The sequence below is a fragment of the Acinetobacter sp. YH12144 genome, from assembly GCF_013418345.1.
GTDB classification, from domain to species: Bacteria; Pseudomonadota; Gammaproteobacteria; order Pseudomonadales; family Moraxellaceae; genus Acinetobacter; species Acinetobacter amyesii.
Genome location: NZ_VPCD01000004.1, coordinates 89,281 through 114,423, shown reverse-complemented (window position 1 = coordinate 114,423; position 25,143 = coordinate 89,281). Strand labels below are relative to the sequence as shown.

The 25,143-nt window shown below is 40.2% G+C and carries 24 protein-coding genes and 1 pseudogene; 18 read left to right on the top strand and 7 right to left on the bottom strand.

The window, feature by feature from the left end:
* Positions 1-70 precede the first annotated feature (70 nt).
* The 14 genes from FTU79_RS04265 to FTU79_RS04200 all read left to right on the top strand — a co-directional run bounded on the left by FTU79_RS04265 (position 71) and on the right by FTU79_RS04200 (position 13,191).
* The gene (locus FTU79_RS04265; protein ID WP_180004725.1) at positions 71-328 is read left to right on the top strand and encodes a hypothetical protein; all 258 of its coding nucleotides are present in this window, start codon (positions 71-73) and stop codon (positions 326-328) included.
* Positions 329-2,143: 1,815 nt separating this feature from the next.
* Positions 2,144-2,602: a GIY-YIG nuclease family protein gene (locus tag FTU79_RS04260; protein ID WP_180048974.1), complete on the top strand. Its 459-nt coding sequence runs from the start codon at positions 2,144-2,146 to the stop codon at positions 2,600-2,602.
* A gap of 85 nt (positions 2,603-2,687) precedes the next feature.
* Positions 2,688-3,353: a pseudouridine synthase gene (locus FTU79_RS04255; protein WP_111884818.1), complete on the top strand. Its 666-nt coding sequence runs from the start codon at positions 2,688-2,690 to the stop codon at positions 3,351-3,353.
* A 497-nt stretch (positions 3,354-3,850) separates the two neighbouring features.
* On the top strand, positions 3,851-4,786 hold the full coding sequence (locus FTU79_RS04250; RefSeq protein WP_180048973.1) for a hypothetical protein: 936 nt from the start codon (positions 3,851-3,853) through the stop codon (positions 4,784-4,786).
* 133 nt (positions 4,787-4,919) lie between these two features.
* A complete protein-coding gene (locus tag FTU79_RS04245; protein WP_180004730.1) occupies positions 4,920-5,306 on the top strand; it encodes a ribonuclease E inhibitor RraB in 387 nt (128 codons plus the stop codon).
* Positions 5,307-5,638: 332 nt separating this feature from the next.
* The gene (locus tag FTU79_RS04240; RefSeq protein WP_180009873.1) at positions 5,639-6,085 is read left to right on the top strand and encodes an SRPBCC family protein; all 447 of its coding nucleotides are present in this window, start codon (positions 5,639-5,641) and stop codon (positions 6,083-6,085) included.
* 45 nt (positions 6,086-6,130) lie between these two features.
* Positions 6,131-6,499, top strand: coding sequence for a DUF488 domain-containing protein (locus FTU79_RS04235; protein ID WP_180048972.1), 369 nt, complete (start codon positions 6,131-6,133; stop codon positions 6,497-6,499).
* A gap of 156 nt (positions 6,500-6,655) precedes the next feature.
* On the top strand, positions 6,656-6,997 hold the full coding sequence (locus FTU79_RS04230; protein ID WP_180041515.1) for a zinc ribbon domain-containing protein YjdM: 342 nt from the start codon (positions 6,656-6,658) through the stop codon (positions 6,995-6,997).
* Between the two features lie 162 nt (positions 6,998-7,159).
* Positions 7,160-7,522: a 5-carboxymethyl-2-hydroxymuconate Delta-isomerase gene (locus tag FTU79_RS04225; protein ID WP_180048971.1), complete on the top strand. Its 363-nt coding sequence runs from the start codon at positions 7,160-7,162 to the stop codon at positions 7,520-7,522.
* A gap of 273 nt (positions 7,523-7,795) precedes the next feature.
* Positions 7,796-8,131, top strand: coding sequence for a YegP family protein (locus tag FTU79_RS04220; protein WP_078191118.1), 336 nt, complete (start codon positions 7,796-7,798; stop codon positions 8,129-8,131).
* A gap of 188 nt (positions 8,132-8,319) precedes the next feature.
* Positions 8,320-9,003, top strand: coding sequence for a DUF2939 domain-containing protein (locus FTU79_RS04215; protein ID WP_168378557.1), 684 nt, complete (start codon positions 8,320-8,322; stop codon positions 9,001-9,003).
* A 25-nt stretch (positions 9,004-9,028) separates the two neighbouring features.
* A complete protein-coding gene (locus FTU79_RS04210; RefSeq protein ID WP_218945383.1) occupies positions 9,029-9,475 on the top strand; it encodes a nuclear transport factor 2 family protein in 447 nt (148 codons plus the stop codon).
* A gap of 137 nt (positions 9,476-9,612) precedes the next feature.
* Positions 9,613-12,048: an AI-2E family transporter gene (locus FTU79_RS04205; RefSeq protein ID WP_257224249.1), complete on the top strand. Its 2,436-nt coding sequence runs from the start codon at positions 9,613-9,615 to the stop codon at positions 12,046-12,048.
* A gap of 90 nt (positions 12,049-12,138) precedes the next feature.
* Entirely contained in the window at positions 12,139-13,191 is a 1,053-nt protein-coding gene (locus FTU79_RS04200) for a DUF1176 domain-containing protein (protein ID WP_180048970.1), read from the top strand.
* 79 nt (positions 13,192-13,270) lie between these two features.
* Here the strand turns inward: FTU79_RS04200 and FTU79_RS04195 are convergent, their stop codons facing one another.
* The gene (locus FTU79_RS04195; RefSeq protein WP_078191115.1) at positions 13,271-14,038 is read right to left on the bottom strand and encodes a hydroxymethylpyrimidine/phosphomethylpyrimidine kinase; all 768 of its coding nucleotides are present in this window, start codon (positions 14,036-14,038) and stop codon (positions 13,271-13,273) included.
* Positions 14,039-14,136: 98 nt separating this feature from the next.
* Here FTU79_RS04195 and FTU79_RS04190 point away from each other — a divergent pair, with 98 nt between their 5' ends.
* The gene (locus FTU79_RS04190) at positions 14,137-14,808 is read left to right on the top strand and encodes an HAD-IA family hydrolase (RefSeq protein WP_180049011.1); all 672 of its coding nucleotides are present in this window, start codon (positions 14,137-14,139) and stop codon (positions 14,806-14,808) included.
* Positions 14,809-14,836: 28 nt separating this feature from the next.
* Here the strand turns inward: FTU79_RS04190 and FTU79_RS04185 are convergent, their stop codons facing one another.
* Positions 14,837-15,286, bottom strand: a complete 450-nt coding sequence (locus FTU79_RS04185; RefSeq protein WP_180048969.1) for a hypothetical protein — start codon at positions 15,284-15,286, stop codon at positions 14,837-14,839.
* 299 nt (positions 15,287-15,585) lie between these two features.
* Between FTU79_RS04185 and FTU79_RS04180 the strand changes: the two are divergent.
* A pseudogene (locus FTU79_RS04180) lies at positions 15,586-16,756 on the top strand (low temperature requirement protein A).
* A gap of 93 nt (positions 16,757-16,849) precedes the next feature.
* Positions 16,850-17,263, top strand: a complete 414-nt coding sequence (locus tag FTU79_RS16520) for a TM2 domain-containing protein (protein ID WP_257220987.1) — start codon at positions 16,850-16,852, stop codon at positions 17,261-17,263.
* 40 nt (positions 17,264-17,303) lie between these two features.
* Here FTU79_RS16520 and FTU79_RS04170 read toward each other — a convergent pair whose 3' ends face one another.
* The 5 genes from FTU79_RS04170 to FTU79_RS04150 all read right to left on the bottom strand — a co-directional run bounded on the left by FTU79_RS04170 (position 17,304) and on the right by FTU79_RS04150 (position 23,800).
* Positions 17,304-17,903 (bottom strand): DUF805 domain-containing protein, encoded by a 600-nt coding sequence (locus tag FTU79_RS04170; RefSeq protein WP_180004738.1) that lies wholly within the window; start codon positions 17,901-17,903, stop codon positions 17,304-17,306.
* A 64-nt stretch (positions 17,904-17,967) separates the two neighbouring features.
* Positions 17,968-18,576, bottom strand: coding sequence for a DUF805 domain-containing protein (locus FTU79_RS04165; RefSeq protein WP_168378561.1), 609 nt, complete (start codon positions 18,574-18,576; stop codon positions 17,968-17,970).
* A gap of 169 nt (positions 18,577-18,745) precedes the next feature.
* A complete protein-coding gene (locus FTU79_RS04160) occupies positions 18,746-20,029 on the bottom strand; it encodes a ribonucleotide-diphosphate reductase subunit beta (protein ID WP_078191110.1) in 1,284 nt (427 codons plus the stop codon).
* A gap of 301 nt (positions 20,030-20,330) precedes the next feature.
* Positions 20,331-20,597 (bottom strand): hypothetical protein, encoded by a 267-nt coding sequence (locus FTU79_RS04155; RefSeq protein WP_180048968.1) that lies wholly within the window; start codon positions 20,595-20,597, stop codon positions 20,331-20,333.
* 371 nt (positions 20,598-20,968) lie between these two features.
* Positions 20,969-23,800: a ribonucleoside-diphosphate reductase subunit alpha gene (locus FTU79_RS04150; RefSeq protein WP_180048967.1), complete on the bottom strand. Its 2,832-nt coding sequence runs from the start codon at positions 23,798-23,800 to the stop codon at positions 20,969-20,971.
* Positions 23,801-24,388: 588 nt separating this feature from the next.
* Between FTU79_RS04150 and bfmR the strand changes: the two genes are divergently transcribed.
* The gene (gene bfmR, locus FTU79_RS04145; protein ID WP_067764711.1) at positions 24,389-25,105 is read left to right on the top strand and encodes a response regulator transcription factor BfmR; all 717 of its coding nucleotides are present in this window, start codon (positions 24,389-24,391) and stop codon (positions 25,103-25,105) included.
* Positions 25,106-25,143: the final 38 nt, after the last annotated feature.

Sequence of the window (25,143 nt, the reverse complement as noted above, 5' to 3'; positions counted from 1 at the left end):
ATATCCAAGAATAATGGCGCAGAAATTGCTAACTAAAACAGGTAATCGCGTTATTAATAGGATATACAGCATGACCACAGAAACCATCCGTTCTACAAAATATCCAGCAGTGGCACATGCCTATGCAGCATGGCCTTTGATCCTGATCATAATTGGTGGTGCGATTGGACTGGTATATGCCGTGATTGCTTATTTGATCAATCTCAAAATATATGCATCAGACCTCAGTCGAATGAATAAAATTTTGGCCAATTTACTCTGTGGTATGGCGGCATGTAGTGGTTGGTGGTTTAGCGCACAGTGGGTACAAAGCTATTTAGCTCATTGACCAATAATGCATTGAATAGATCATCCATTAAATAACTGATGTTACACACTTAAAAGTAGTTTTGCATTTTTAAAATGATTTTTAATTCTATTCGACGGTGTCTTATATCTAGTGATTGAATAAAAGGATTAGCCTTCGGCTGGAGGTACTCTTACGAAACGTTGTTTCTCATTCGGCAAAATGAGAAGCAAAGCTTCGCAAGGAAACCATCTTGCGGAGCAATGCTCCTCACCGCAAAACTCGCTCATTACCGTCAAATTATTCACAGTATCGCAAAAACATTTTTGATTAAAAGTAGCCCTGTCTCAAACACTTGCGGATGACGTTACCGCGTATCGTTCATTTATTTGAAGCAAATTGCGCTTCTGATGTTACTGCGTAACCTCAGTTCAATAAGTAGAACAAAGATAGATCTAGATCATTAGTTACTCACTGAGCGGTGTTTTGTGAGTCGTGTTCAACCTAGATGGATGAAGCAAAGGGGATGAATGCTCAGTGGCGATACATTTTAGAATTTGACGCTGTGTTCGGACATTTGGTCTGTTGTGAAAGAAAAATTTCTTATAATTGGGTAAATCTGCAGATAAAAAACGCTGAAATGAGCTGAAAAGATAAAATATCCTGCTAAACCTAAAATGGCTGAAAAAATTTGCTGAATTTGCAGAAAATTAGAAAAACTTAGGAAATTAATCCCGATGCCCTTTGGTTAAAGTATATCTCAAGGGTGTGATAGAGATTGAAAAGAGTAGCATGCTGTCAGTGGTGCAAAACACGCGTACAGTACTCACCCAAAAGGTCTCGATTCAGCTTAGGACGCTATAAACCAGAAGTTTATAGGCTATAAGATCATGATTTACAAAGTGATGATAGTTGAAGTAAACAACATTGTTTTCTCTTATACCACCCCAAAAATTTAAGCCAAAATAAAAAACAATAATTACTCCTTTAATCCACACAAAACAAACCACACCAGTGAAATCAGCACAAGCTCAAAGATCGTCAGGCATCTCTCTTAAAAATAGTCCTAAGCCAAGTGTTAAATCTGAAGGAATTTCATTTTCATCACATTTTCATCGCATTGAATAGCCTCTGTACTTTTTGCTACTTTTTTCAAGCACACCTCAATTTTCAAATCTCGCTGTGGTATGCATTATTGACTCTTAATCCAGTTGGAGAACTCATTTCAATACAAGTTCTCATTGGTTAAAAGTCCTGTATAAAATTCAAATGATTCCGATGGTTTGAGTGCTAAGCTATGGCGAAAATTCTCGGGAAAAGTCATTTATCAGATGGAAAAAATGCTAAAACTTGATGCAAGAAGAAAATATTTTCAATATATCTTTAAATGTGAAAAATATTTTTAAAATAAGCCAAAAACAGTGATTTTCAGGGAAACAATCCCTCATCGATACCACTACTATATATCTCAAGGGTGTGATAGAGATTGAAAAGAGTAGCATGCTGTCAGTGGTGCAAAACACGTGTACAGTACTCACCCAAAAGGTCTCGATTCAGCTTAGGACGCTATAAACCAGAAGTTTATAGGCTATAAGATCATGACTTACAAAGTGATGATAGTTGAAGTAAACAATACTGTTTTCTCTTACACCCTAAAAAATTTTCAAGAATTCAATCGAATAATAAATCTTTCTATCTTTTTCAAAATTCCAAACTTCGCATTCATTCCCAACACACTTTGATCACTGCTGATGTAATAAATATTACGCAGAACAACTCAAACTTAATCTAAGCTTCAGATTGTCCTTTTTCACAAAGTTGTTATGCTTAACTATCTAAATTTTAAATAATTTTGTTATGGGTTATCTGAATCAATTGATACAGGATTGTCTACAGGCACAGCAGACTAAAGCTGAGCGTATATTTGAGTTTTCAAGTTTTGATGATCTTGCTCAACACGCACATTATATTTATGTGATAGAGCAGGTTGGTGGCGATATACAGCAGACATATCAGGACTATGCTGCATTTAAGTCATTGAAAACCCATGCCTGTGCCAAGTTAAATCAACCCAATCACATTCTGTATGTTGGATCATCACGGACAGGTATAAAGAATCGTTTAAAACAACATTTAGGTTTTGGGCCTAAACAAACCTATGCCTTGCATTTGTCGCAGTGGTTTCAGGGCGAATATCGCATCACACTACATCAGTATCCATTAACCACGAGTTCAAGCATCTTACAATTACTGGAGGATGATTTATCTCATTCATTAGCACCTGCCTTTGGTAAATTGGGGACCAATAATCGTTAGGGTAGAACCTGATCGGTCAAAGTCGATTGACAGCGAATTAGTCAGTTGTTATTTTGCCGACATTCTCCCAGTACACAGTCTGTCCATGCCTTTAGATCCCAACTTTGTCTATGCGCCGCCTCAAGGTCCTCTACGTATTTTGTATGAAGATGCAGACTTGGTTGTCATCGAAAAACCAGCGGAATTGCTGTCGGTTCCGGGACGTTTGCCTGAGCATCATGACAGTGCCTATCTTCGAGTTTTGCAACAGTATCCAGCAGCAAAGATTACCCATCGTTTAGACATGGCAACATCAGGCATTTTGATGTTTGCGAAACACCGCGATGCAGAAGTGGCGGTGAGTAAAATGTTCCAAGCGCGAACGGTTCAAAAGCAATATGTAGCTTTGGTTCAGGGTAAGCTAGAAGGTGAGGGCAGTGTTGAAGTGCCCCTCATTACGGACTGGGAAAATCGCCCACGTCAGATGGTGCATTTTGAATTAGGCAAACCTTCAAAAACCTTGTATCAAGCCATTAGCTATGACGCAAGCAAGGATATTAGCCGAGTATTATTAACGCCAGTGACAGGGCGTTCTCATCAGCTACGTGTACACATGATGCATATTGGGCACCCCATTACAGGAGATCAACTGTATCATCCGAATGCAAAACAGAGCTCACTCGGACGGATGGCGTTACATGCTTGCGATCTGGCATTTACCCAGCCCTTAACCCAACAAGCTGTTCATATTCATTGTGCGGCAGAATTTTAAAGCATATTCATGTGAATGCTCATTGTTCATAAAAACTGCTGCATTGAATTAAAACCTTTGGGACTCGTAAAAAGCGCAGAATATCTACAGCTTTAAATAGGTTTTTCTGCTTAAAAATGATTCATGATATACACTATATCCCCAATTCTGGGGATATATAAATAATTTAAATATCTCTATAAAGTATGTGAAAAATTTAGAAAGATTGATATTAAATTTCTTTGTAGCTTTTAGTAAATAAACGCCATTTTTAAGGTTTTATTATATTTTCTAATGAATATTGAATGATTAATTTTTTAATATAAAAATATTTTATTAAAATTATTTAAAACAGCATTTTAGTTAAATTGTGTGCAAGTGTGTATTTGGTCAGATAAATACAGTTTTTTGCATTTATTCTGCTAATATGAAATAAATTATTGATTTTAACTTTTGTAACTTGGGTTTGTTTTGGGGAATAAACTTAAATTATTGAAGCTTATTTTGAGGATTAGCAAATGATCAATATTGCTTTAATCGTCCTTATCATCCTATTAATTGTGGCTCTCCTTTTTGTTTATAACCGCAAATTGAAAAATGATAAAACCCTACGTTCACTGCAGGAAAACTTCGATCGTGCGCGGTTAAAACTGGCTGAAACAGAGTCGCAACAAGATGAACTGAATTATGAAATCAGTCAATTACGCATTCAAAACAGTGGCTTAAAAATCCAAGTCGATAAAGTAGCGAAATATCAGCATATTGTGGATATTGAACAATATGTTGAGTATCGAACTTTACAGGCTGATGGCTTGTTAGAAGTCACCAAGGCCAATGCCGATATCATGTTGAATGATATTCGCGCACAGATCGAAGAAGTGCGTCAGTATTTAAGCAAATATCAAGAAAAAGCCAAATTACAAACGCAGGAACAAGCTCGTGCTGAGTTAAAGGGTTTATATAGCCAAGCGCTGGATCAACAGCATTTGGAAAATATCAACCGTGCTTTGGACAACAAAATACGGGGCTATCAGTCAGCGTTCTTTTTGCCATTACAGAGTATTTTAGATCAGCTGATGGATGGCATGAATGAATCTGCGGCAAAGCAAAATTTGACTGCGGTGCGCTGCAAAATGATTGATGCGATGGAGCAGCAATCGACTGCAAACTGTAACTATGTCGATGAAGAGCGTCGTTTGGCAGCAATGCAATTATTCACATTGGTGTTTAATAGTCGTGCTGACTTGTATTTGGCTCAATTAAATACCGAAAACTTAGGTGAATTATTGCAGGCTTTGGCGGATGATTTCACCTTGCTCAATGCGCATGGTGTACATTTTAGCCAGGCACAGGTACTCGACAGTTATCTTCAGTTACGCTTAGAAGAATTGAAAATGGCTGCTTTGGTTTTACATCTCAAAGAAACTCAGGCCAATATGGACTTTGCGGTTTAATTTGAATTGTTATCAGAAAGATCGCTTCGGCGGTCTATTTCTGATTAAAGAGATTTAGCTAATGCAAATTGCAACAATTATCCGTTAATCTAAGTCAACAGAATAAAATTCATAAACGATAAGGGAAAGTACAATGACTCGTGATTTTAAACAATTTCCAGATGATGATAATGGCAATGTGCTGTGGCAGATGCAGCAAGATGGTGATGATTTATCTGTGCCGCACGAAATCGAATATTCAATTGCCTTTTCGAACGAAGCGCAGGCTGAACAGTGTGCATTGTATTTATTGAAAGAAGAGCAAAAAATTTCGTTGTTCCAAGATGAAGAATCAGATCGCGAGGAATGGATTATCACGGTCTATGTCTATATGGAACCTGATTATGAAGATATCGTTGATTTAGAGCAGTGGTTTATTAAAATTGCGGAACAACATTCGGGCGAATATGATGGCTGGGGTTGTATGGCTTATATCTATGAAGATGATGATCTGGAAGAAGATGAAGCACAATTGAGCTAAGTCTCACTATTGCATCTTTAGCAACAAGAACCCAGTCTTTCAACTGGGTTTTTTATTATTTAAATTTTAGAGAAATTGTGTAAAATTTTGATTTTTCAATATTTTTATAAAAAAATCAATATGAATGCAGCTCACAAAACATAACACGGCATTGCGTTAAAGTGATGGGATCAATCTGTAGGATTCGCTATAGTATTGAACAGTAATACACCTTTCTCATACGTCGTAACACTGTTTCGCTTAGATCGTTTCAGTGTGATAAAAATGGACGATAAAGCGAGGGTGAATGCATGTGGATGATTCAGTGAAAACAATGACAAAAGGACATCATCATGAGTAATACTGTTCGATTACATCGTGTTTTTAGTGCACCTGTAGAGCGAGTTTATCGTGCCTTTGTGGAGCCAGATGCTTTGGTGAAATGGATGGCACCGCATGGATTTACCGCCCATGTGGAACATTCGGATGTGCGTGTAGGTGGCTCGTACCGCATGTCGTTTCAAAATTTTTCAACCGGAACCACACACGCTTTTCATGGTGATTATCATGAAGTCGTGCCGAATCATTTACTGCGCTATACAGACCAATTTGATATGCCAGAGTTGGCCGGTCAAATCGAGGTCACTGTTGAGTTTAAAGCGGTATCAGTAGGAACCGAAGTGACGATTGTACAGGCAGGGTTGCCGAGCGTTATTCCACCTGATGCTTGTTATTTGGGTTGGCAGGAGTCTTTACAGTTACTGGCTTTTTTAGTAAATCCAGCGATCCCCGATGAATAATCTGAAGAATGATCGAAAAACTGCAAATAGATGAGGGAGGGCTTAATGACCGTACACATTAAACGTATTTATGATGAGATCAGCCCAGATGACGGTAAACGCATTTTGGTCGATCGCTTGTGGCCGCGTGGTATCAGTAAAGTGAGCGCAGCGCTAGATTTGTGGCCGAAGGCATTGACTCCATCGACAGATTTACGTCGTTGGTACCATCAAGACGAAGAAATGGTTTCTCGATGGGACGAGTTTAAGCAGCGCTATTTGCAAGAAATACAGACCCATCAAGCTGAGTTAGAACAACTGCGCACATGGGGAAAAGAGGAGCCCCTGACCTTACTTACAGCGGCCAAACATATGGATAAAAATCATGCGCATATCTTAAAAGCGTTGATATTAAACACCTCATTAGAGATCTAAAATTTAAACCGATTAGTGCTGTGGCGTTGTGTTATTTACATCGTCATAACTTCACTAAACCATACGATATTTATGGTTTTTAAGTTTATGAAATACATAAAAATGTTATATTAAGTTTTTATGGATTTTTGCGTCCATCTTTTTTTGAGGTCTTTTATGTCTTTACCCAATTGTCCCCAATGTAATTCTGAATATACCTATAATGATGGCGATTTATTGATTTGTCCTGAATGCTCACATGAGTGGCGTGAGGGCGAAAGCGCTGCAGATGAACAGGTGCTGATTAAAGATGCCAATGGCAATGTATTGACCGATGGTGACACGGTTACTGTGGTGAAAGATCTTAAAATTAAAGGTTCATCTTCAGTGGTGAAAGTTGGCACCAAAGTTAAAAATATCCGTCTTTTAGTCGATGCAACAGATGGTCATGACATTGATTGTAAAATTGATGGTATCGGGGCAATGAAGCTCAAATCTGAATACGTGAAAAAAGTTTAAGTTTCGTTTTTGTTCGCTCCAAAGCAACTTTCAATCATCCTAAGCGAAGTCAACACTTGGCTTAGGATGTCTACTTAAAGATGAAATAGATAACTAATCCGCTATAGATTTTATTTTTCAGCCTGCATAATAGACGCATTACAGGTTTGAAATGTCTTTACTATGCCGCATATTCATTTGGAATATTCCAATAACCTTGAGCTTGAGGCTCGTCCTTTACTTAAAGCGCTGAACGCTGCCTTATTTGAATCGGGTCATGTGAGTGCCATCAATGATATTAAGAGCCGTGCTGTCGCTCAGCAAGATTTTGTTGTGGGTTTGGATGAACATGCCCAACATGCATATATGCATGCCAAAGTTTCATTATTGACGGGTAGAACGGTTGAAGTGCAAAAGCAAATTTCATTGTTGTTATTGGACGTGTTGAAACAACATGTCACAGCTTCAGCAGTAGAAGTGCAACTTTGTGTAGAAATTTTAGAAATGAATAAAGCGACATATTCAAAGCAGATCGTCAGTCCTTAAAGTCTTTATTCAATGCGTTGAGCAATGTACCTCTATTCACAAATACATCATGATGAAAGAATGATGAAATCCGACTTCGGTCGGATTATTTTTTATTGGAATTATTTATTAAAAATCATTTTCTTAGTGATTAAATTTTAAGCCTTTACTCTGATCAAAAAAGACATTGAAAAATGTGACCGAGTTCATTTATATTCTGTAGATCAGGTTGAATTTCCAACAACAAATCCTGATCGAATAATAGATAAAACAATGAAAATGAAGGGGTAACATATGTCGGGATGGTACGAGATCAGTCATTCTAATGATCAGCAGTTTCGTTTTGTATTAAAAGCAGGGAACGGTGAAATCATTTTAACGAGTGAATTATATAAAGCGAAAGCATCAGCCCAAAACGGGATTGAGTCTGTACAAAAGAACAGTGCAGATGACAGCCGTTTTGAACGACTGACTGCCAAAAATGGCAAACCATATTTCAATTTGAAAGCGGCAAACCATCAAATTATTGGGACTAGCCAATTTTATGCCAGTGAGCAATCGCGAGATAAAGGCATTGAATCAGTTAAAACTAATGGTGCAAGTACCCAAATTAAAGACCTAACGGCTTAAATTTGAAACAACCTGATCGAGACAGTCTTAGCAGGATGAACAAAACCTGAAGGCTCGTCAAAATCACAAGATCAAAAGCAATATGGTTCTCAGATAAGCGCTGTTAGGTAGGATGCTATTCAATCTAGATCAGGCTTATTTGACGGTACAAGGAAGTACCACAACTTCACTGGCTAGAGTGGTGAAAGATGAATAAGCAGAATCATATTTTGTATTATGGGCTCATTGCGATCTTGATCATCGTCGTGGGGTGGATGATTGCGTCTCCGTATTGGGTGCTTTACCAAATACGTCAAGCCTATGAGCACAATCAACCTGAAAAAATTGCTCAATATATCGATTTTTCGGCAGTCAAATCGAGTCTAAAACCACAAGTCGAAGACCTCATTCAACAGAAAACTGGGCTACAGCATTTACCTGAATTCGCCCAGTCTTGGGGTGGGCAGCTCAGCACAGTCCTGAGTGCAACGCTAGTCGACAGTCTGGTCAATCCAACCAGTATCATGCTGCTTTTACAAGGCAAAGCATTAAAAGAGTCGATCCAACTACCAGAAATAACCAGACTGACCAATCCGAGCATGATTAGCCCAGGGATTGAACTATTCACGCATGCTGAAAATAAGGTCGCAGCACCACCTCATGCGTCAACATTATCCAAAAATGATGCAACTACAACCGCTGTCGCTTTAAAACAAAGCCAGCCACTTGAACCCAAAGCAAGCTATAGCGCTTGGAATCGATTTGATCTGTATGTGCCGCTCCAAGGCCTAAGCGAAGCAAAATATACCGTATTTAGTATGCAACGCCGTGGTTGGAGCTGGAAGATCGTTGCAATTCAACTTCCAAACGCCGCCCAGAACAATGCTTCATAAAAAATAAAATAAATAGGTGCCAGAGATGCAAGATAAAATCAAAATAGTCGGTGACCAACAGGCCGCTGACGAAATTCTACAATTTTTAGCCAATTGGGATGAGGTCATCTGCCAATTGAAAATTGAAAATATTGCTGAATCCTGCGCAGCAGATGTGTACTTTTTTGATGCCAGTTGTGAAATGCGTGGCTTAATGGCATATCAAAAAATGTGGGAATTTTATCGGGAGTATTTTCGTGAAGGCTTAAAGATATTTAGGCGGGAACTGGTCATCCATGCAGATCCTGATATTGCCTTTCTGCATTGTTATTCTAAAATTGATGATCAGAGCGGGATACCGACACCGGGGATCTCGTGGTGTCGTAACACCATTGGGATGAAAAAAACGCAGTCTCAATGGAAGATCGTTCATCAACATATTTCTGTTCCAGTGGATATTGTGACTCATCAAAGTAAAGTGATTACCTTTTAATTCCTCTCGAAACGCAGTATGAAAACAGAGCTATAAAGCTCTGTTTTTTTCTTTGCAAATCATTACATGAAATGCGTATGCAGCCCTAAAACTTCAGCCTAAATTAAAAAATAATGACCATCGTTCAGGATAAGAAAATGGATCATAAAAATAATAAATTAGCGCAAGAATTTGAATCATCACCATCAGGTCAAAAGCAAGGCTTGCAAGACCTGAACGCATCGAAGCAAATGCCCCCTGCAGATTTACATAAAGTGATTCGAATCACAGCAGGGTTTATCATCGGCAGTTTGCTGATTGCCGCCTTATATCTTGGCAAAGATATTTTTATTCCATTGGCACTCGCAATTTTATTGGCTTTTTTAGTTGATCCTTTGGTGATGAAACTACGCGGTTGGGGACTTCCGCAGATGCCATCTATATTTATTGTGGTCGGTTTGGCTTTGGCGATTTTATCCGGCGCGGCCTCTTATTTGGGTTATCAACTGGGGCAATTAAGCCAAGAATTACCGCAATATCAGGGCACAATTCAAAAGAAAATGGATTCTATTCGTCAATTTGCACGCGGCCCAAGTGTTTGGGATGGCGCAAAAACCACCATAGATACCGTTGAAAACTCGATAGATGATGTGGTGCCTGAAGAGAAAAATCCTAAAGTGCAGCAAGTGAAAGTGGTGGGGCAACAACAAACCACGGCTGAAGCAGTCATGGCTTGGAGTGAGCGGGTACTCAATCCTTTGGCAACTGCGGGTATTGTTTTTTTGTTTGTGATTCTGATTTTGGTTAATCGGAAAGATTTGCATGATCGGTTCCTTAAGCTGCTGGGCGGAAATTTAAATATCGGAACAGACGCCTTAGATGAAGCGGCCAATCGTATAGGTAAATATTTACGTATGCAGCTGATGGTCAATGTGACCTACGGTATTCCGATGGCCTTGGGACTATGGTTTATTGGGGTTCCGGCAGCAATTATGTGGGGAATGGTGGCGATTGTGATGCGCTTCGTTCCCTATGTCGGCCCGATGATTTCCGCGATTTTCCCCATTGCATTGGCTTTTGCGGTAGATCCCACATGGAATATGGTGCTGTGGACAGTCGGCTTAATCCTGCTCTTGGAATTGGTCAGTAATAATATTATTGAGCCTTGGTTATATGGGGAAAGTACTGGACTTTCGACCTTAGCCATTATTATTGCCGCCATGTTTTGGACGGCGGTGTGGGGGCCAATTGGTTTAATTTTATCGACGCCTTTAACCGCGTGTTTATTGGTGCTTTCGAGCTATGTGCCATCCTTAGGTTTAATTAAAACCCTGATCGGTAGTACACCTGCATTGGCGCCGCATGAGCGCTTTTATCAGCGATTGGTCGCTGATGATGTGCAAGATGCCATGGATGTTGCACAGACTTTTATTGCTGAAAAGTTACCGAAAGATGCCACGGATGAAATCAAGGCACGTCGGGTCAATGCGTTTTATGCCAAAGTGGCGATTCCAGCCATACGGATTTTTTCGAGCGGACACAACACCGAGGCTAGTGCAGAGCATCGACTACACTTACATCAAGGCTTAAAACTGTTTAATCATAGTTTTCAACGGGCATATCCAGTGGCACAGCAGGATCAGAAAGCAGCGGTGTTATGTATCGGCGCACGTTGGGAAATTGATGTTCAAGTATCGGCTATGTTGGCGCATGGGCTAAGTTTAAGGGGTATTCCGGCTCAGGCATTTAGCGACGTATTGATTCAAAATCAGCATCAAAGTATGGATGATATCCAAGAGGATATTCAGATCGTATGTATTTCGATTTTCCATACAGCACCAGAAGCTCAAATTCGCCTTTTAAGCCATGTTTTTAAGGCACAGTTTCCAGATATAAAACTGATTTTTGCACTGTGGAGCTGTGATGAGATATCCCAATTAGATGCGATCAAAGAAAATTTCACCGTCGATGCAGTGGTCAATAATATGAATGACTTGTTATTAACCATTGAAGCTTTTCAATTGAAGCATGGTGAATCTTGGTTGGATGAGCCTGATCCTAGCGTTGAAGCGCAGCGCTTAAAAGCATTAGAAGAACTGAATGTTTTGGATGAGCGGAATTTACCGATCTATGAACAATATATTGAAGAAGCCAGACAAGCCTTCGATGTGAAATATGCACAAATTTCTTGGGTCAAGCAAGACTGGGTCTATACCCCAGGTAGCCCTTTGGCTGAGGCTACCGAGCAACCGATGCAGATACGTCAGTCGAAGCAAGATTCGATCTGCAGTCATTTGGTGTATCAAAATGAACGTTTGATTATTGAAGACCTACAACGTGACCCACGCTTTGCGCATTTACCTGAATTGATGCATAACCGCATTCGCTTTTATGCTGGCGTTGCACTTAGAGACCGCAATGGGGTGGCATTGGGAAGTTTTTGTGTTTTAGATCGGCAGCCGAATCAAATGACCGATGATGATATGAGTCTGTTAAAAGGCCTGGCAGCAGATTTGATGAATACGCTCAGTGATGAAAATGTGAAGCGAAAAAAATGTGAGGAGATACAGCAACTGAATGATTCGTCTTCATAATTTCAAATGATGCAGCAGATCTTTTTAGACTGGAGTTTCAGTGAAAAGCATTTTAAGATGGTTCTAATATAATTATTTTGAGCCAAAGACATGAACAAAAAGAATGTCATCTGGCAACTTCTATTAGGCTACGTTGCTGCATTGGGTTGTAGTGTGAGCTTTGCTCAAATTCAAGGAAACTATTTTTCACATAAGGATTGGGAAATCGCTTGTGATAATACGGGGACTTGTCGCGTTGCAGGTTATCAAGCGGAGGGTAATCAGCCCGCTATTTCTGTGTTATTACAACGTGCTGCGGGCGCTCAAGCGCAAGTCAGCGCACGAGTGAAACTCGATCCTGAAACCTTAAGTGTGGCAAATCAACCACTTCAACTTTACATTTTAGGTAAAAATCAGGGAACTGTGCAGCTTGATGCCAAAACTGCGGAAGGTCAGTTAAGTGCAGCTCAAACTCAAAAACTGATTCAAGCCTTACAAGCCAATCAACCGATTGTGTGGAAAGGCAACAACAAAACATGGTTATTGTCTGTGCAGGGCGCAAGCGCAGTATTACTCCGTATGGATGATTTTCAAAAGCGCATAGGGACAAATTCAGCATTATTGCGTAAAGCCAATAGTAGTTCGGCCAATGTACTCAAACCGAAAAGTATTCCGAAAGTGAATATTCAAAATTACAGTAAGGGCTTACAAACACGGTATGCCGTCAATGCGCCCACAGCCAAACAATTGTTTGGATTGATAAAGAAGAAAACGACAGTAGAAGATTGTCCTCAACTCTTTGATGCAAATTTCTTAGAGGATGATCGGGTCGTGGTGTTTCCAATCAATGGGAAAAATGCCTTGGTCGAAGTGCCATGTTGGCGTGGGGCATATAACAGTGGTAATGGCTATTGGCTGATGGATCGAAATTTAAAGCAAATCAAACAATCCGTGACCTTTTCCGGAAGTGGCTTTAGCGAAGGGCAGATTTTCTCCAATCAACGTGGACGAGGCATTGGCGACTGTCATAGTACGGGGGAGTGGTCATGGAATGGTCAGCGTTTTATCCAAACCTATATGGCAAAAACCACACAGTGCAAAGGATTTGCTGGTGGTGCGTGGGAAATTCCAACCTTGGTCTATCGCGTTCAACTCGACTCTTAATTTGAAAAAGCCCTGATATTCAGGGCTTTAAATGATATAGCGTTTTATTCTATGGGGTTTAAATAAATAACCGAGTACTTTAAAAACGTTTTGGTATTTTTTGTCCACCGACAACCGGTGATTCAGCGATTTTCAACACACCAAATAACCATGTTTCGGCATGATGAACAGCCGTTTTGAGCTCATCACCTAAGGCTAAACGCCCTGCAATAAAACTCGCCAATGAACAGCCCGAACCATGATATTCCCCATCCAGTCGTGGACAACGGGTTTCAGAGACTAATTCACCCTGAACATATAACGAGTTTTGAATATAGTCAGGCGTATTTTCATGCCCACCTTTTACTAATACCGCTTGAGCACCCATCGCAAAAAGTTGCGCAGTTGCTTTAGAAATATCCTCTTCACCTGTGAGCGCACGTAATTCTACGGTATTGGGTGTAAGCACAGTGGCAAGTGGAATTAGTTCTGCAAAGGCTTTGACCAAAGTTGCTTGATCGCCCAAAGAGCCACCACTATTGGCAACTAAAACGGGGTCGAGAACATAATGATATTCGGGATGTTCACGTAAAAACTCAGCGAGAGCCGCGATATTTTCAGTCGTTCCTAGCATTCCTGATTTTACACAGCGAATAGGGAGGTCACCGACGACGGCATGTGCTTGAGCCAGCAATAACTCACGAGAGGTTGCTTCAAACGAATACACTTGTTGTGAGTTTTGAACGGTTAATGCTGTACACGCAATGGCAGCATGTGCGCCACTTTGACCAATGGCTTCAATGTCCGCTTGCAGTCCTGCACCACCTGAAGGGTCAAGACCTGAAAAGCACAGTACAGTAGGGCGCACAATGATGTCCTTATTACACAAAATTTGCGATAGTATAGGCAACTTTGAGCGAACACTCGATAGTATTTTTGCAGAAGTGAATGGATAAGGTAAAAGCTGTGATTAAGAATATATTGATCGATCTCGATGGAACATTAACAGATCCAAAAGTTGGCATTACCACTTCAGCACGCTATGGACTGGCGAAAATTGGACATCCCATTTCGGATGAGACCAATATCGATTGGATCATTGGGCCACCTTTGAAAGCCTCTTTGGCCAAAATCCTCAATGTCGATGTGCATAATGTACTTGCAGATCAGGCTTTACTAGGTTATCGCGAGCGCTTTGCAGTGACCGGCTTATTTGAAAATAAAGTTTATCCTGCCGTTGCCGACACTCTAGCAACTTTACAACAGCAAGGCTTTCACTTGTACGTCGCTACAGCAAAGCCGACGGTCTATGCCCGCCAAATTTTAGAACATTTTGATTTGGCAAAATATTTTACTGTGATCTATGGCAGTGAACTGAACGGTGAGCGCACCAACAAAGGCGATTTAATTGAATACATTTTGCAGCAAGAACAGTTGGATGCGAAGGAATGTGTGATGGTGGGAGACCGTGAGTACGATATTTTAGGCGCACGCCGTAATGCAGTGCATAGTATTGCTGTGAGCTATGGTTATGGTAGTGCAGAAGAAATTCAAACGGCTGCACCGGCACTGGTGATTGATCGTTTTAACGATTTGATTTCGAGTATTGAGCAATTGCAGCAGCAGAAAGTGTCGTAGTTGCACCTAATCAAGAGAATGATGCTGATTATTTAAAGATAATCAGCAAAATCAGAAAAATCAGCCCACAGAAAAACCATTTGAGCAAAGGTGACTCATCATTTTTGATGGTTTCTGCTTCGAGTGCGATGCCATGTTTATCGTAGACAAATACAAAATGTGCATTTGCGCTTAGAGCCATTTCTTGAATGGCTTGTAGCTCGAGTGCGCTGACTTCTTCACTTAAGCGTTCTTTTAACTGAATAAAAATAACCGGCTGTCCAAACTCATACCACTTGAAGTGGATCTGTTGTATGAGTTGGTTGAAGCACTGTTCTGCAACATGATAGTTTCGGACAAAACTTCCACGTTCTATAAAAGCCAGAGGGCAGTTTTGTTCAGCTACAATTTGATGATCACGCGTTAAAACTTGCATTTGATCATAATGAATCTGTACCCAAACTGCGTCAGGAAAAGACGCTAATTTTTCTTTTAACATCACTTTTAGATTTCATTATTTTTTTAATTACTAGCAGTATGTCATTAAAATTTAGAGAAAAATATAGCTGAGATATAAAAAACACATTGATCTATCGAGTTTTTGTCTTAAAACGTCTTTCGCAGTTTTGTCACTTTGAATTTTTACTTCCATAATTGAAATATCTAACGCTTAAGTAGGTTTTTAAAACCATTATCCTTTTTCTAGAAAACTGTTTCTCATCTGATTTATGTAATCGATCTTGTAACTGTTTCAGGCTTTTGAAAAAATTCAGACAGAAAACAATAAAGCTGAATGCTATGTCCAAATCATTTTTATTCCCTAGTCAGTGGCTCAAACCTTTGCACCCACGTGATCCACATGAGCATCATCGTGTCGCGACCTCTTTAGAATTGCTTTTTGACTTGATCTTTGTCGTGGCGATCGCAACAGCAGGGCAGCAACTGCATCATGCCATTGTTGAAAATCATTTAGCTCAGGGTTTAACGCTGTATGGCATGGTGTTTTTTGCCTTGTGGTGGGCGTGGATGAACTTTAGTTGGTTTGCTTCGGCGTATGATAATGATGATGCGCTCTATCGAATCTTAACTTTCGTACAGATCATTGGTTCTTTGGTCATTGCTGCAGGTATTCCAAGCGCTTTTCAAAAGCAGGATTTTGACGTAATTGTGATTGGTTATGCCATTATGCGTCTGGGCTTAGTTACAGCAGTGGTTTAGCGTTGCAAAGCATGATCTGTCCCGTCGGAAAACAGCATTACGCTATGCTTTTGGCATCATACTGGTGCAAGTGGGGTGGCTGTTCTTTCATTTTTCACCGCTGCATTTCACAGTTTATCTTTTCATTTTGCTCGCAATTGCTGAACTGTCTATCCCAGTTTTTGCAGAAGCTGCAAGCCGTACACCTTGGCATGCGCATCATATTGCAGAGCGATATTCACTGCTTACCATTATTGTTTTAGGCGAATCTATTGTCGGATGCTCGATTGCCATAACCGATGCATTAACGAATCAGCGTTTTAGTACTGAACTGATCTTTTTGATGGTGGGCGGCCTGATGATGATGTTCACCATGTGGTGGTCTTATTTTGATACCAGTATTGCAGAGCGTTTAAATAGCCGAAAAATGGCATTTACTTGGGGGTATGGACATTTCTTTGTCTTTATTAGTATTGCGGCGATTGGTGCTAGTTTAGCTGCCGCAGTCGATGTGGTTTCGCATGAGGTACTGATTAGTTCTGAAAAAGAAAGCTACTTTGTGGCGATCAGCCTCGTGATTTATACGACAAGTTTATATTTACTCCATGAATTGCATCATCAAAGTGGCTTTAGAAAACTTTTATATCCTTTAACCGTGGTGATTGTTTTGTGTATTCCGTTGTTTATTACTCCTGCGGGTTATGCAATATTTGCGATGGCAGTGGTATATGCATTGAGATTGATGTTTACAAAATGCTATTTGGCAAGATAAGTTAATGATATGATATTCATCAATAATTCGTTATATTGCTGATGAAAATAACGTCCAAGAATCATCAAATAAAGATAAAACATAGAGGATTATATGAAAGGGCAAATACTCGATTTTTCTGTTCAAAATAATACAGGCATCATCAGTGGAGATGATCAGAATCGTTATCAATTTTCTGGAAGCGATTGGAAAGGACAAACTGTTCCTGCTCGTGGACAATTTGTTGATTTTGAGACAAGTGGATTGGGTTACGCAACCGATATTTACTTAGTCGCTGTGCCGAATGCTTTAGGCACGCAATACGGTCAAAAGAGTCGTATTGTTGCTGCACTCTTAGCATTCTTCCTTGGTGGATTTGGTATACATAAATTCTATTTGGGTCGTATTGGATGGGGGATTGTGTATCTGCTATTCTGTTGGACCTTTATTCCATCCATTGTTGCTTTTATTGAATTTATTATTTATCTATGCACTTCAGATGAAGATTTTGCGCGTAAATATGGCTAAAGTTTTTTGTTAAAAGATAAGGCGCATTGTGCGCCTTATTTTATTGTTGCAGATCTCTAGCGGGTTGACCCCATTGGTTGTTCTCGGCTTTGGTGTCTGTAGCCCACCATATAATCAGTGGAATGATTCCAATGATTGTGAGCATTAAAAGTTGCCACCAACCTGAACGTCCTGTGTCATGTAGTCGACGTGCGCCAACAGCTAAGCTAGGAATGAGTAAAACGATATTGGTAATATTTTCTAGCCAAGGTTCACTGCCAATAACGAAATCGCAAACAGAGGCAAGTATAATGACCAATATACAAAATAGCCAAAAGAACCAGAACTCTTTACGTCGAGCACGTCCTTCAAATTCAGCAAACTTTTTCAGTGGTTTGAATGACCACGCGAAAAAGTCATAGTTTTCCTCTTCTTCACTGTAGTTTGTTCGCGTATTCGTGGAAAAACTTTGTTGGCGTAATGCAATATAGACTTGAATTGCTTGCCCACTTTCATCCAAAGCAAAATCAACCTGTTCTCCACGTGTAGGTGGTCTTTGACCTCGCCATTCATGACCAGCAAATTGATAGTGTTTTCCATCTTCAGCACTAATCACCCCAGTATTAGTTTGAATCGAAAAATCTAGTATTTGTCCTTTCATATTTTTCCTGAGTTAATGTGCTGTAGATAGGGTGGCTACATAAATAGTAGCCACGATTTTTTATTTATTTGGCAGGTTGTCCCCATTGGTTTACTTCAGGTTTGGTTTCTGTTGCAAGCCAAATTAGAACCAGAATTGGTCCAACGAGCGGAATCATTTGTATTAACCAATACCAACCAGATTTATTAATATCATGTAAACGACGTACTGCAACGGAAAGGGACGGAATAACCATTGCTAAGATGAAAATACCTGTGAATATTCCTTTGGTTCTAAGCACTGAATCGACAATCAGAGTAATAATCATTGCGATAAGATAGACCAATACAAAAAACCAATATTCTTTACGGCGTGCACGTCCAGTAAAGTTGGCATAATTTTTTAGACATTTGACAAACCAATCAATCATGTTGAATTTTGATTCAGCTTGGTCTTGGTTTGAAATTTTATCGAGTTGCTGTGAAATTTGTTGAATAGGATTACTGCTGCCAAGAGCATTGAATACTTGAACAGCTTGACCTTCTGGACTGATATCGAAATCTACATGATCGCCGCGTTTAGGTGAGTTTTGGCCACGCCATTCTGCACCTGTAAACTCATAACGGTTTTGATCATCTCCACTGATAATGCCTGAATTGGTTTGTACTGAATAATCTAAAATCTGACCTTTCATTCTGTCCTCTTTTATTATGTGATTTTTATTAATTGATGTATTTTTATACCGTTTTATATTAGCAGAATATGAATTAAATTAAATGCATAGATTTGCTTGGGTGAATGAAATTCTTCATAAAAAAAGCGGAACACTTTGTTCCGCTTTTGATATTTCGCTGAAAAATTTATTACCAGCTTAACGCTCCACCAGTTTGGTAGTCAGTTACGCGAGTTTCAAAGAAGTTCTTCTCTTTACGTAAGTCCATCATTTCTGACATCCACTGGAATGGGTTATTCACACCAGCAAATTGTTCAGGTAAGCCTAATTGGCTCAAACGACGGTTACAGATGAACTTCAAGTATTCTTCCATCATGCCTGCATTCATACCCAATACACCGCGTGGCATAGTGTCACGTGCATATTCGATTTCAAGCATTGTACCTTCAAGAATCATTTGAATGATTTCTTCTTGGAACTCAGCAGTCCATAGGTGAGGGTTTTCGATCTTGATTTGGTTGATCATGTCGATACCAAAGTTCAAGTGCATAGATTCATCACGTAAGATGTATTGGAATTGCTCAGCAACACCATTCATCTTGTTACGACGACCCATAGACAAGATTTGGCTGAAACCACAGTAGAAGAAGATACCTTCAAGTACGCAGTAGAACGCGATCAAGTTGCGAAGCAAGATTTGGTCGTTTTCAGGTGTACCTGTTTTGAACGTAGGATCACTTAAAGATTGTGTATATTTCAGACCCCAAGCTGCTTTACGAGCCACTGAAGGAATTTCACGGTACATGTTGAAGACTTCGCCTTCGTCCATACCTAAAGATTCGATACAGTATTGGTAAGCGTGCGTGTGAATCGCTTCTTCAAATGATTGACGTAAGATGTACTGACGGCATTCAGGGTTGGTAATGTGACGGTAGATTGCAAGAACCAAGTTGTTTGCAACCAATGAATCCGCAGTCGAGAAGAAACCTAAAGAACGCATAACAATGGTACGCTCATCTTCGGTTAAGCCATTTTCAGACTTCCAAAGTGCGATGTCATGGTTCATGTTCACTTCTTGCGGCATCCAGTGGTTTGCACAACCGTCTAGATATTTTTGCCAAGCCCATTCGTATTTGAACGGTACAAGTTGGTTTAAGTCAGCGCGGCAGTTGATCATCGCTTTATCGTCAACTTGAACACGCTGAGCACCCATTTCTAACTCTTCTAAGCCAGGTGCAACGTCTAGATTTTCTAGAGCGTTAGATGCTCTTGCCAACGGATCGGTTGGATCTGTTGGTCGATTTGTACTGGTTCGAGCGGGTTGTGCAGCTGCCAAATTCGGCGATGAGTGCTGTGCATTAGATACCACTTGCGAATCAGTCGTTTTTTGCGGTTCGACGGGCGCAGGCTGGTGAGCTTGTGCAGCTTGTTTCGGTTCATCATCTTCGAAATCGTCCCAACTTAGGATAGACATAACAGTTCTCTCTTCGTTGCTTTATATCTTTTATAGACATCCAGCGTCGCTGAGATGTCCTACTATACGCTCAATTTGTGTAAGCAAAATTAAGTTTTGTCGATCACTGCTCTAAAAGTGTTCGGTAGAGCAAATATCCCCACTACTTATTTTGATTACGCGATTTATATGCCTTAAACCAGAAATAGGCGATCGGGACATAAAAAGTCAAAATAAAGGAAACCACCAAAGCAATAAGCCCTAACTGATAGTTATGCGTCATATGTGGCATTGAGGTTTCCTTTTTGTTAAATAAACATATTTAAATATGTTTATTTATCCAATTCCATGTTTCTTGTCTCAACCATCCAGAATGGTTTTTTGACACTTGTATTACAAAAATCAGATCGTTGTCATCAGTATGCTTTCGTAGTCTTTCTCTTACTTGTTCAGCAGATAAAACAGCACTGATGAGCCAATAAGAATCCATAACATGACAACAATCAGCGAAACTTTTAATTTCTTTGATTAGATCATCATATTTTTGACCAGACTTCATTAAGTCATAACTTATAGAATAAACTGTCATTTTGCTTTACCTCGCATATATGTTGGACAGTTGTTACTTAAAAGTCCTTGACGATATTGCGAGATCAGGCGATCATTCACCTGCTTTTTGCGAAGCAATACGTCGAAGAACTCGCTTCTTAGACTGGAAAGGGGATCTGTAGGAAGATTCCCTTTTTTTATGTCTAAAATTTATCTCTTAGGTTTGGCTGTAGGATGTGCTTTGCCTTCGAGTGTTATGACTATTGAAATAATCAAAACAAAATTTCTTTCAATTTTTTAATCCCCCTAAATCCCCCTTTTGCAATGGGGGGACTTGCATCCCGCCATTTGCTTCGAGGAATCTCCCTCCTTTATTAAAGGAGGGTTGGGGAGGATTTAAAACCTGTCAGATTACTGACAAGCCTCACAATCAGGGTTGTCAATTGAACATGCCATTGGCACTGGAGCTGCTTGACCAAAACCTTCTTCTTCAGCAGCAACTTCAGCTTTAGGTTCTTCTTTCGCAACAGCAGTTACAGGTGCTGCAACAGTAGCAGGCTTAACCGCGTTCAATGCACCAGTATTAATGGTTGATTTCTCAGCAGAAGTCGCACCTAATGCACGTAGGTAGTAAGTAGTTTTTAGACCACGTAACCATGCCATTTTGTACGTCATGTCGAGTTTCTTACCGTTTGCACCAGAGATGTAAAGGTTAAGAGACTGAGCTTGGTCGATCCATTTTTGACGACGTGATGCAGCATCAACAATCCAACGTGGCTCAACTTCGAACGCAGTCGCGAAGATTGCTTTAAGCTCTTCAGGAATACGTGCGATTTTTTGAACCGAACCTTCGAAGTGTTTCAGGTCGTTGACCATTACAGAATCCCAAAGACCGCGATCTTTTAACGCACGCACTAGGTACGGGTTGATCACTGTGAATTCACCAGAAAGGTTAGATTTCACATACAGGTTTTGGAATGTTGGTTCGATTGACTGTGATACGCCACAAATGTTCGAAATGGTTGCAGTTGGTGCAATCGCCATCACGTTTGAGTTACGCATACCGTCTTTTTGAACTTTAGTACGTAAAGTATCCCAGTCCAAACGTGTTGTACGGTCAACTTCGAACATACGGTCAGGACGTGCTTTTTGTACGATATCTAAAGAGTCAATTGGCAAGATACCTTGATCCCAAAGTGAACCTTTAAATGTCTCGTAAGTACCACGTTCAAGTGCCAAGTCGCTAGATGTTTGAATCGCGTAGTAAGAAATCACTTCCATAGATTCATCAGCGAACTCAACCGCAGCATCAGAACCATAAGCCAATTTCATTTCGTATAAAGCATCTTGGAAGCCCATGATACCCATACCCACTGGACGGTGTTTCAAGTTCGAGTTACGAGCTTGAGGAACAGCGTAGTAGTTGATGTCAATCACGTTGTCGAGCATACGAACAGCAGTTTTAACTGTACGAGCAAGCTTTTCACGATCTAACACACCGCCTTGAACGTGTTGTACAAGGTTAATTGAACCTAAGTTACATACTGCGATTTCATCTTCGTTAGTGTTCAGCGTAATTTCTGTACACAAGTTAGAAGAGTGAACTACACCAACGTGTTGTTGTGGTGAACGTAAGTTACATACGTCTTTGAATGTGATCCAAGGGTGACCAGTTTCAAACAACATAGACAACATTTTGCGCCATAAGTCTTTCGCACGGACTTTCTTATGTAGCATGTTGGTTTCTTTCGCAATGCCTTCGTAGTAAGCATAGCGTTCAGCAAATTCTGCACCTGTTAGGTCATGCAAGTCAGGTGTTTCAGATGGTGTGAACAGAGTCCATTCAGCATCTTCGAATACACGTTGCATAAACAAATCTGGAACCCAGTTCGCTGTGTTCATGTCATGGGTACGACGACGGTCATCACCTGTGTTCTTACGAAGCTCTAGGAATTCTTCGATGTCCAAGTGCCATGTTTCAAGGTATGCACATACTGCACCTTTACGTTTACCACCCTGGTTGACTGCAACGGCAGTATCGTTGGCAACTTTAAGGAACGGTACAACACCTTGTGACTTACCATTTGTACCTTTGATGTACGAGTTAAGCGCACGAACTGGCGTCCAGTCATTACCTAAACCACCCGCCCATTTAGACAACATTGCGTTATCACGCATTGCGCCATAAATGTTGTAAAGGTCATCTGAAATCGTTGTTAAGTAACAGCTAGATAACTGTGGACGTAAAGTACCCGAGTTAAATAGAGTAGGCGTAGACGCCATGTAATCGAAGCTAGACAATAAGTTATAGAATTCGATTGCACGTGCTTCACGGTTGTCTTCGTTCAATGAAAGACCCATTGAAACACGCATGAAGAATAATTGTGGTAATTCGAAACGTACGCCATCTGAGTGGATGAAGTAACGGTCAAATAAGGTTTGTAGACCTAAATAAGTAAATTGGTTTGAGCGTTCTGGTTGAATCGCAGCAGCCAATTTTGCAAGGTCAAAGTTAAGAAGTTCTGGAGAAAGAAGATCAAGTTCGATACCTTTCTTCAAGAAAGTTTCTAAAGCGTCGCCTTCGTTCGTGTCAGTATCTAAACCTAAGAACTCTAACCCTGTAGCAACAAGGTCGTTACGCAATAAACGCGCAGTCACGTATGTATAGTTTGGCTCTTGTTCGATACGTGTACGAGTAGCCATCATCATGGTCGTTGAGATGTCTGACTCTTTTACGCCGTTATATAGGTTTTTCACAGTCTCATCGATAATCGCTTGAACATCGATGCCTTCTAAACCTTCAGCTGCTTTGACAATATTTGCCTCAAGCGCGCCAAGATCAAGCGGTTTAAGCTGACCGTTTGAACCCGTCACTTGTAAAGTAGGGTGGTGGTGAGCACCAGTTTGTTTACGAGCTTCAGCACGTTGTTCGCGGTAAATCACGTAAGAGCGAGCAACTTTTTGCTCACCTGTACGCATAAGCGCAAGTTCAACCTGATCCTGAATTTCTTCAATATGAATGGTACCGCCAGAAGGTAAACGACGGTTAAAGGTATTCAGTACCATCTCAGTTAATTGAGAGATACGGTCATGAATACGACTGGAGTCAGCGCTTTGCTGGCCTTCAACGGCCAAGAACGCTTTACCAATCGCCACAGAGATTTTTTCTGCATCAAAAGGTGCAACGTCACCGGTGCGTTTAATCACCTGAATTTGACCAGGGGTTGAATTCGTTACGCTCATGCTAGCATAGCTCCATTTGTCATCTATTTTTATGTTAGGACCGTTTGAACTGGGCAATTTTTATGCCACAGTGTTTGAGGTTTAAACACAAGACCTAGTGGTTTAAAAATTTATTGAACACAAGATACGGGAAAATTCAGGGTATATCAATATTGACATTTTACTAAATGCTTTGAACATTTCTGGCAGAAATCCATCTCAAAAAATCCCTATTTTTTATCTTTGTTATATATGCCTTATCCGACAAGGGCATAGCATAGCAAACTCGAAAAAGAGTGCTTATAGATAACATTGTGGATAACTTCAGAAAGCCTAAAAAGTTGTGAATTAATCAGTCAGTTTTTATTCGATGAAAATGTATCCAAATTTATAATTGTTGGTATTGTGAGCAATAGGGCATGGAAATGATTGGTAAATACGGCTGCAAAAATGTAGCAGGTTAAAATTTATTACAAAATACGATATTGATGTATCAGTTTGGTGAATGCCATCTTGTTTACAATGTAAACGTGTGTATATTGCAAACTATGTTTAAGCGTATCTATCGGATTTCAAATAGGATACGCCCAATCAAATAAGGGGCAATCAATGAGCCAAGAAGAAAAGTTACCTAAAATTTTAATTGTTGAAGACGATGAGCGTCTTGCTCGTTTAACTCAAGAATACTTAATCCGTAACGGACTTGAAGTTGGGGTAGAACCAGACGGTAATCGTGCGATTCGCCGTATTATCGCTGAACAACCAGATATGGTATTACTCGACGTGATGCTTCCGGGTGCCGATGGTTTAACCATTTGTCGTGAAGTTCGTCCACACTACCATCAACCAATTTTAATGTTGACTGCACGTACCGAAGACATGGACCAAGTGTTGGGTCTAGAAATGGGTGCAGATGACTATGTTGCAAAACCTGTTCAACCTCGCGTTTTACTTGCGCGTATTCGTGCATTATTACGTCGTACAGACAAAGCACCAGAAGATGAGGTTGCACAGCGCATCGAATTTGATGATCTTGTAATTGATAATGGTGGTCGTTCTGTCACACTCAATAATGAGTTGGTTGACTTTACCAGTGCAGAATATGACCTTTTATGGTTGTTGGCATCTAATGCAGGTCGCATTCTTTCTCGTGAAGATATTTTTGAGCGTCTGCGTGGTATTGAATACGATGGTCAAGATCGTTCAATTGACGTGCGTATCTCGCGAATTCGTCCAAAAATTGGCGATGATCCAGAAAACCCGAAACGCATTAAGACCGTACGTAGTAAAGGTTATTTATTCGTAAAAGAAACCAACGGCATTTAATGTAAAATACCGTCCCTTAGTTTGGCAAAGTAGGACAC